This window comes from Paludibacterium sp., from assembly GCF_019232825.1.
Classification (GTDB): domain Bacteria; phylum Pseudomonadota; class Gammaproteobacteria; order Burkholderiales; family Chromobacteriaceae; genus Paludibacterium.
This window is the reverse complement of record NZ_JAFAND010000066.1, coordinates 24,809-30,962: the sequence shown is the minus strand read 5'-3', so window position 1 is coordinate 30,962 and position 6,154 is coordinate 24,809. Positions and strand designations below refer to the sequence as shown.

The window sequence follows — 6,154 nt, the reverse complement described above, 5'->3', positions numbered from 1 at the left end:
GGTGCAGAAGCATCACCGTCGGCGTGATATGATGGAACTGATCGATGACCTACGATTCTTATTGAGTCTCGGCACATGTAGCCGAGAGCAATTGGAAAGTTTAATTAATTACATGCTGCTGGCTGGCGATACGACCCAGCCGAACGTCTTGTTGGATGCTCTGGCGCACAGCGCGCCGCAGTACGAGGAGGTTGTCATGACCATTGCAGAAAGACTCCGTGAGGAGGCCCGGCAGAAGGGCATCCAGGAGGGCATCGAGAAGGGTATCGAGAAGGGTATCGAGAAGGGCACGCAGAAAGGCCGGCAAGAAGTAGCGCGTGCCATGCTCATGAACGGTATCGACCGTGTTGTCGTCATGCAATGTACGGGCCTCTCCGAGCAAGAGCTCGATCAATTCAGTCACTGAGTCCTCTCGACGGGCAGACAGACCCTAATAGCGAAAAAGCACCGCCTCTCGTCGAAAGAGGCGGTGCTTTTTCTTTATCCACGATGACGCAGGCGGACAGGCCGCGTACCGAATCACGCCGTGGTCCGCACCACGCCGCCGCTCGGTGATACCGCCTGCTGCTGCGCGGCCCATAGCCGGCGCGCAGCCAACATGCCGCAGCCTCCCGGCGCATGGCGCAACGCCACACGGCGCATGACGGCCTGCAGCGGCTCACCCTGACGCGCGACACGCGGCGTGACGGCCAAGCGGCGGCGATAGCGCGTCGCGGCCCGCATCCAAGGCACCAGATCAAGCTGAAATAAAAACATGACCGCTCCCCTAAGGAGACCCTCTCAAGGAGCGATTGTCGATCACGAGGCGGCGCGCGCCTCTCGGCGGAATCCTAAAAGACGCGGCGCGCTAGCTGGCACGCGGCAGACACTTGCCGAAACAGGCGGCGTCCAGGCGGCCGGTATATTGGCCGTAATTGGCGATGCGCACGTAACCGTGGCGTTCGTAGAAACTCACCGCGCGCTGGTTGACCTCACGCGTCTCCAGCCAGATTTCCTCGTATCCCAGCCGCCGCGCTTCGGACTCCAGATGCGCCAGCACGCTGCGGCCGACGCCGCGGTGTCCCGGCAACGCGAACATGCGCTTGATCTCGGCAATGCCGGGTTCGATCGGCCGCAGCGCGCCACAACCGACCGGCTCGCCGCGCTCGCCGCGCGCCACGACAAAACAGGCGCGCACGTCCCGTAGCTCGGATGGATCGAACGATGCCCTACCGCTGGAACCGGTCAATCGCCACAGCGTGCTCGACAGCGCACTTTGCAGCATGACGGCGTCGGCGGACATCGGGTCTTCAGTGGCCACACGATACATGTTCGTCTCCGGCGCAGAGAATATAGCATCCCTTATTTCAGAATAAATCCTATCTACGAGAGTGCAAAATACTTGATGCGATAACAAGAATCAGACATACGCCACCGCGATAATCTCGCGACTTTCCAGCGACTCATACGGGGAGCCATCCCAATCTCCGTACCAGTCGACCCGGTCGAATCCCGCCGCCGCCAGATGCTCGGCAAGCCTAGCGCGGTGCATGAAGCGCAACTGGCTTTCGCTGACCCAATGCGTCCCCGCCGGCAGCATGCGGTAATGGCTCTCGAATTGAATCAATTGGCCGATGTGCGCCAGTAGGACGTTCCAGTACTCCAACGTGCCGCCGCCGTCGAACGGCGCGCGCTTGAGCGAGCCCTGCGGCGTCCAGTGCCGCCACGGCAACAACGCCGGATTGCGCGTCTCGAACATCACGCGTCCTCCCGCGCGCAAACGCTCGTACATGCCGCGCAGGGTATGCGCCACATCGCTATCCGCCAAAAGGCACTGAAAGGCGTGACCGGTCATGGTGATCACATCGAAGGCGGCCTCAGGCGGCAACAGCGACAGCTCGCCCACATGCCATTGCACTTCTTCATTCCGATCTTTGCCGCGGGCGACGGCCACCATGGCTTCAGCCGGATCGAGGGCGCACACCCGGTGTCCTTGCGCCGCCAGCCGCAGCGCCCAGGTACCGGTGCCGCAGCCGAGGTCGAGCACATCGCACGGCGCCGGGCCGATACGCGATTCGTAGAAACGAAAGTCGGCGTCGCCGGCATTGAGCGCGTCGTAAAACGCCGCGAGTTTCGGATCGGTATAGGACAGCGCTTCCATGGCAGCCCTCCTCATGCAGTCAGCAAATCGGTGCCGTACGAATTGTCGATCACGCAACGCCAGACATCGCCGTCACGGCGAAAGACATAGGTTGCCCGGCGCGTCACGGTTTCTTCGCGCCCCAAGCCAACGGGGAACGTCAGCAGCGTTTCCATCACCACCAACGCGCTATCCGCGCCTTCAATCACTTGAATCTCGCCCTGCCCGACCCGCAGCCGATGGCCAAAATGCTCGGCGATCCCCTCGAACGCGCGCCGGATCGCCGCTTTGCCATGGACCACCAGGCCGGGTTTCACCACCAACGCGGCGTCCTCGGCATAGAAGTCCAACAACACCTCGTAATCCTGCGTGCTGATCGCCCGGTCGGCCGCGGCGATCAGCGCCGCCAACGGATGTGTCTGCATTTCGCCCCTCGCTCAGGTACGCACCCGCCATTCAATTGGAATATTATCCATACTGCATGGCGGCATGAGCCCGGTCAAGCGCCAGCAACGCGCGCCAGCGCCCGGCACACTCGCTCAACATCCGCATCCGTGGTACGCCAGTTACTGAAGGCGGCACGAATACCCGCTTTCCCCCGCCATTGGCCAGGGGTCATGAAGACCTCGCCCCCGGCATTCAGCTGCTGCAAGAGTGCCTGAGCCTCGCCGCGCACCGGGCGGAACACGACCACGTTCAACTTCGGCGTCTTAAGCAATTCGAAATCGGCCGATGCCTCCAGCCAAGCGGCAAGCCGCGCCGCCTGATCGCAGTTGGCCTCCACCCACTGCCGCACGCCGCCGCGGCCGTACGCGAGCAGATTGAACCAAAGCGGCAATGCCCTGAAACGGCGCGACTGTTCGATACCGCGGTCCATCAACGCCGGCAAGGCGTCGTCCTGATCCAGATAGGGCGCGCTGACCGAGCAGCACTGTTGCAGCACTTCGGCGTGGCGGGTGAGGAAAATGCCGCAATCGTAGGGCACGTTGAGCCATTTGTGTGCGTCGCAGGTGATGGAATCGGCCTGCTCGATGCCGGCGGTCCACTCGCGCCGCGACGGATCGAGCCGCGAGAACAAGCCGAACGCGCCATCGACGTGCAGCCAGGCATGATGCGCGCGACACAACGCGGCGATCGCCGCCAAATCGTCGAAATCGGTGCCGGTCACCGTGCCAGCGCTGGCGATCACGATCTTGCCCGGCGCGGAACTTCCGGCCAACAGGCTGCCGAGCGCCGCCACGTCCATGGCCTCGGAGTCCGGCAAGCAAGGCACCGCCACGACCTGCTCGCGCCCCAGCCCCACCAGCCCCAGCACCTTGAGGCTGCTCGCGTGCGGCGTGGCGCTGAATACCTCGATGGCCACCCCGCCAAGACCGTCGCGGGCGACATCCCGCCCCTGGCGCCAGCCGGCGTGCTGGCGCGCGCAGACCATGCCCAGCAGATTGGCCGCCGTCGCGCCGGTGGTCAGGCTGCCGGCGAGGCTCGACGGCAGATCCAGCAACTGGCACAGCCAGTCGAGCACCTGCAGCTCAACGCCGGTGGCGATCGAATTGCCGGTTGAGGCCACGTTTTGGTCGAGCACCGCGGTCAGCCAGTCTCCCGCCAACGATGCCGGCGTGACGCCGCCGGTCACAAATCCCAGATAGCGCGGCCCAGGCGCGGCATTGAAGCCCGGCGCCAGGTCCTGCTTAAACGCTTGCCAAACCGCCGGCAACCCGAGTCCGGTCGTCGGCAAGGGGCGCGGCGGCGGCAGCGGGTCCCCGGGATGGGCGACCGGCCGCGCGTCCAGTTGGCGCAGCCAGGACGCGCTCCACGCCATGATGTCTTCTTGTAGCGCGAACAGCGCCTGTTGATCCTGCAGCAAGGCATCCATCCTTCTACTCCTGTCGTTTGTAGTGACAACAGCGTATGCTTTTCATGTAAAAGAGCACAGATACAAAAAAACAAATAAAACAGGATACAGATGAACGCCAAATATCTCCGGCTGGCCGCCAAATTGCGCGGCGACATTCAACAGGGCCGCCTGGCGCCGGGCCAGCGCCTGCCATCGATTCGCGCGCAAGCCCGCCAGCAAGGCGTCAGTCTGACCACGGCGATCAAGAGTTACGAGTGGTTGGAGGCGCAAGGCGAGATTGTGGCCGCGCCCAAATCAGGATTCTTCGTTCGCGCCCGGCCGCAGACGGCGCGCGCGCCACGCTTCCCGCTGTTCGACCCGCACGCCACGCCGGTGGACAATGCCGCGCTGATCGCCGAAGTGCGCCGCGGCGCCCAGGACCCGGCTCACGTGCCATTGGGCACGGTCATGCTGAGCCCGGCGCTACTGCCGCTGACCGATTTGCAGCTCAGTCTCGCGCGGGCGGCGCGGCGCGCGCCGCAAAGCGCCGCCGGTTACGGCCAACTGGCGGGCGAGCCCGCCCTGCGCCAAGCGCTGTGCCGCCACTTCGCCGAGGACGGCATGGCGTTGGCGCCGGAGGATCTCCTGATCACCAACGGCTGCATGCCGGCGCTGAACCTGGCGCTCACGGCAGTCAGCCGCCCAGGCGATGCCATCGCCGTCCCCTCCCCCTGCTATAGCGGCCAGCTGCAGCTGTTGGCCAGTCTAGGCCGGCGTGTCGTGGAAATTCCTTGCCACGCGCGCGGCATGGATCTCGGTCGGTTCGCGGCCTGCCTGGCCGCGGGCGACGCGCGCGTGGCGCTGCTGAGCGGCAATCATCACAATCCGCTCGGATTCTGTTTGAGCCCGGAGGACAAGCAGCGCGTCGCGCAATTGGCGGCATTGCATCGCACCGTGGTCATCGAGGACGACGTGTTCGGCGAGTGCGGCCACGGCGGACCGCGCCCTCTGCCGATCAAGGCTTGGGACAGCGACGGGTGGGTCATTTGGTGCGGCTCGTTTTCCAAGACGCTGGCGCCGGGCTACCGTATCGGCTGGTGCGCGCCGGGACGGCACTTGCCCGCCCTCGCCGCGCTGCATCTATCGGGCATGCTGGCGGTCAATACCCCGCTGCAGCTCGCGCTGGCCGATTTTCTCAACCGCGGCGCCTACCGCCGCCACCTGCGACGGCTGCAGCCCGCCTTGGCGGCACAGGTCGACCGCTTAAGCGAAGCGGTCTTGCGCCACTTTCCCGCCGGCGCCGGGCTCGCCCGGCCCGACGGCGGCTACGCGGTCTGGGTGCAGCTCCCCGACGGGCAGGATGGTCTGGCGCTCTACCGCGCCGCCCGCGCACAGGGCATTGGCCTCGTGCCGGGCGCCGTATTCAGCGCCAGAGGCTTATATGGCGATTGCCTGCGGCTCAACGCCGGCAATCCGTGGGAACCGCGCATCGATCAGGCCGTCGCGACCTTAGGCAAGCTCGCGCGATCCATTTAGCGCGAGCCGCATCTGCTGCTGCAGCACGTTCACGCAGAGGGCCGTCGCCGTGCCGAGCTCCCACTTCAAGCCGGCCGCTTGCCGGTCGACCAATTCGTCATAAGTTGGCGCGCTGCGGTCGTCCAGCCGCGTGAAATCACATCGTCCTTCGGCCAAGACCAAACGCTGCCAGGTATCGATCAAGCGCGCCCTGGCGGCGTACTGAACCCGGTAACGCCACCAACTCCCCGGAAACGCGGATAGTCCCCAGTGCAGCGTACGTACATCGACGATGTAGCGGGTACTGGCGCGGGCCGTATCGGCGATGTCCTCGACGGCATCCGAGTTGACGCGCAACAATCTGGGCTTGGCGTCGGCGCCGTAACGCGCCGCCATGGCCAGGGTCAGCTTATAGGCGATTTGGGCCGCCGGGTCCGGAACATGATTCTCTTCGACAATGCCATTGCCCGCGGACACCGCCCACATCCCGCCGAACAGCCCTCCCGCCAACACGATCTTCCCCGGCGTCCAGGCGGCGAAATCCGGCTTGTCGGCAAAGGAAGCAATCAGCGTTTGATTTTTGAGCACTGCGGCGGAGGCGCCGGACAACGGTTTTTGCGGCACGCCGGCGCATCCGGCCAGCAACGCGACGAGTAGCAAGGCAAGCCGAATTCTTTGCACGACAA

The 6,154-nt window shown here is 64.8% G+C and carries 8 protein-coding genes; 2 read left to right on the top strand and 6 right to left on the bottom strand.

What is annotated here, in order from left to right:
- Window positions 1-406, top strand: a 406-nt coding sequence (locus tag JOZ06_RS08470) for an Rpn family recombination-promoting nuclease/putative transposase (RefSeq protein WP_293231305.1), incomplete at its 5' end; no start/stop codon positions are given.
- 113 nt (window positions 407-519) lie between these two features.
- Here JOZ06_RS08470 and JOZ06_RS08465 read toward each other — a convergent pair.
- From JOZ06_RS08465 to JOZ06_RS08445, 5 genes are all read right to left on the bottom strand, one after another.
- On the bottom strand, window positions 520-756 hold the full coding sequence (locus JOZ06_RS08465) for a hypothetical protein (protein WP_293231303.1): 237 nt from the start codon (window positions 754-756) through the stop codon (window positions 520-522).
- A gap of 91 nt (window positions 757-847) precedes the next feature.
- Complete coding sequence (locus tag JOZ06_RS08460; protein ID WP_293231300.1) at window positions 848-1,309, bottom strand: GNAT family N-acetyltransferase; 462 nt, start codon at window positions 1,307-1,309, stop codon at window positions 848-850.
- A gap of 90 nt (window positions 1,310-1,399) precedes the next feature.
- The gene (locus JOZ06_RS08455; protein ID WP_293231297.1) at window positions 1,400-2,140 is read right to left on the bottom strand and encodes a class I SAM-dependent methyltransferase; all 741 of its coding nucleotides are present in this window, start codon (window positions 2,138-2,140) and stop codon (window positions 1,400-1,402) included.
- An 11-nt stretch (window positions 2,141-2,151) separates the two neighbouring features.
- The gene (locus JOZ06_RS08450; protein ID WP_293231294.1) at window positions 2,152-2,544 is read right to left on the bottom strand and encodes an SgcJ/EcaC family oxidoreductase; all 393 of its coding nucleotides are present in this window, start codon (window positions 2,542-2,544) and stop codon (window positions 2,152-2,154) included.
- Window positions 2,545-2,618: 74 nt separating this feature from the next.
- Window positions 2,619-3,992 (bottom strand): pyridoxal-dependent decarboxylase, encoded by a 1,374-nt coding sequence (locus tag JOZ06_RS08445; RefSeq protein ID WP_293231291.1) that lies wholly within the window; start codon window positions 3,990-3,992, stop codon window positions 2,619-2,621.
- Between the two features lie 90 nt (window positions 3,993-4,082).
- Between JOZ06_RS08445 and JOZ06_RS08440 the strand changes: the two genes are divergently transcribed.
- On the top strand, window positions 4,083-5,489 hold the full coding sequence (locus JOZ06_RS08440; RefSeq protein ID WP_293231288.1) for a PLP-dependent aminotransferase family protein: 1,407 nt from the start codon (window positions 4,083-4,085) through the stop codon (window positions 5,487-5,489).
- On the opposite strand, the gene JOZ06_RS08435 is transcribed toward JOZ06_RS08440, so the two are convergent.
- Entirely contained in the window at window positions 5,463-6,149 is a 687-nt protein-coding gene (locus tag JOZ06_RS08435; protein WP_293231286.1) for a hypothetical protein, read from the bottom strand. The two genes, JOZ06_RS08440 and JOZ06_RS08435, sit on opposite strands and share 27 nt — an antisense overlap.
- Window positions 6,150-6,154 lie beyond the last annotated feature (5 nt).

Excerpts from the sequence above, each read along its gene's own strand:
- JOZ06_RS08465 (WP_293231303.1), bottom strand. The coding sequence starts at position 756 with ATGTTTTTATTTCAGCTTGATCTGGTGCCTTGGATGCGGGCCGCGACG.
- JOZ06_RS08460 (WP_293231300.1), bottom strand. The coding sequence starts at position 1,309 with ATGTATCGTGTGGCCACTGAAGACCCGATGTCCGCCGACGCCGTCATG.
- JOZ06_RS08455 (WP_293231297.1), bottom strand. The coding sequence starts at position 2,140 with ATGGAAGCGCTGTCCTATACCGATCCGAAACTCGCGGCGTTTTACGAC.
- JOZ06_RS08450 (WP_293231294.1), bottom strand. The coding sequence starts at position 2,544 with ATGCAGACACATCCGTTGGCGGCGCTGATCGCCGCGGCCGACCGGGCG.
- JOZ06_RS08445 (WP_293231291.1), bottom strand. The coding sequence starts at position 3,992 with ATGGATGCCTTGCTGCAGGATCAACAGGCGCTGTTCGCGCTACAAGAA.
- JOZ06_RS08440 (WP_293231288.1), top strand. The coding sequence starts at position 4,083 with ATGAACGCCAAATATCTCCGGCTGGCCGCCAAATTGCGCGGCGACATT.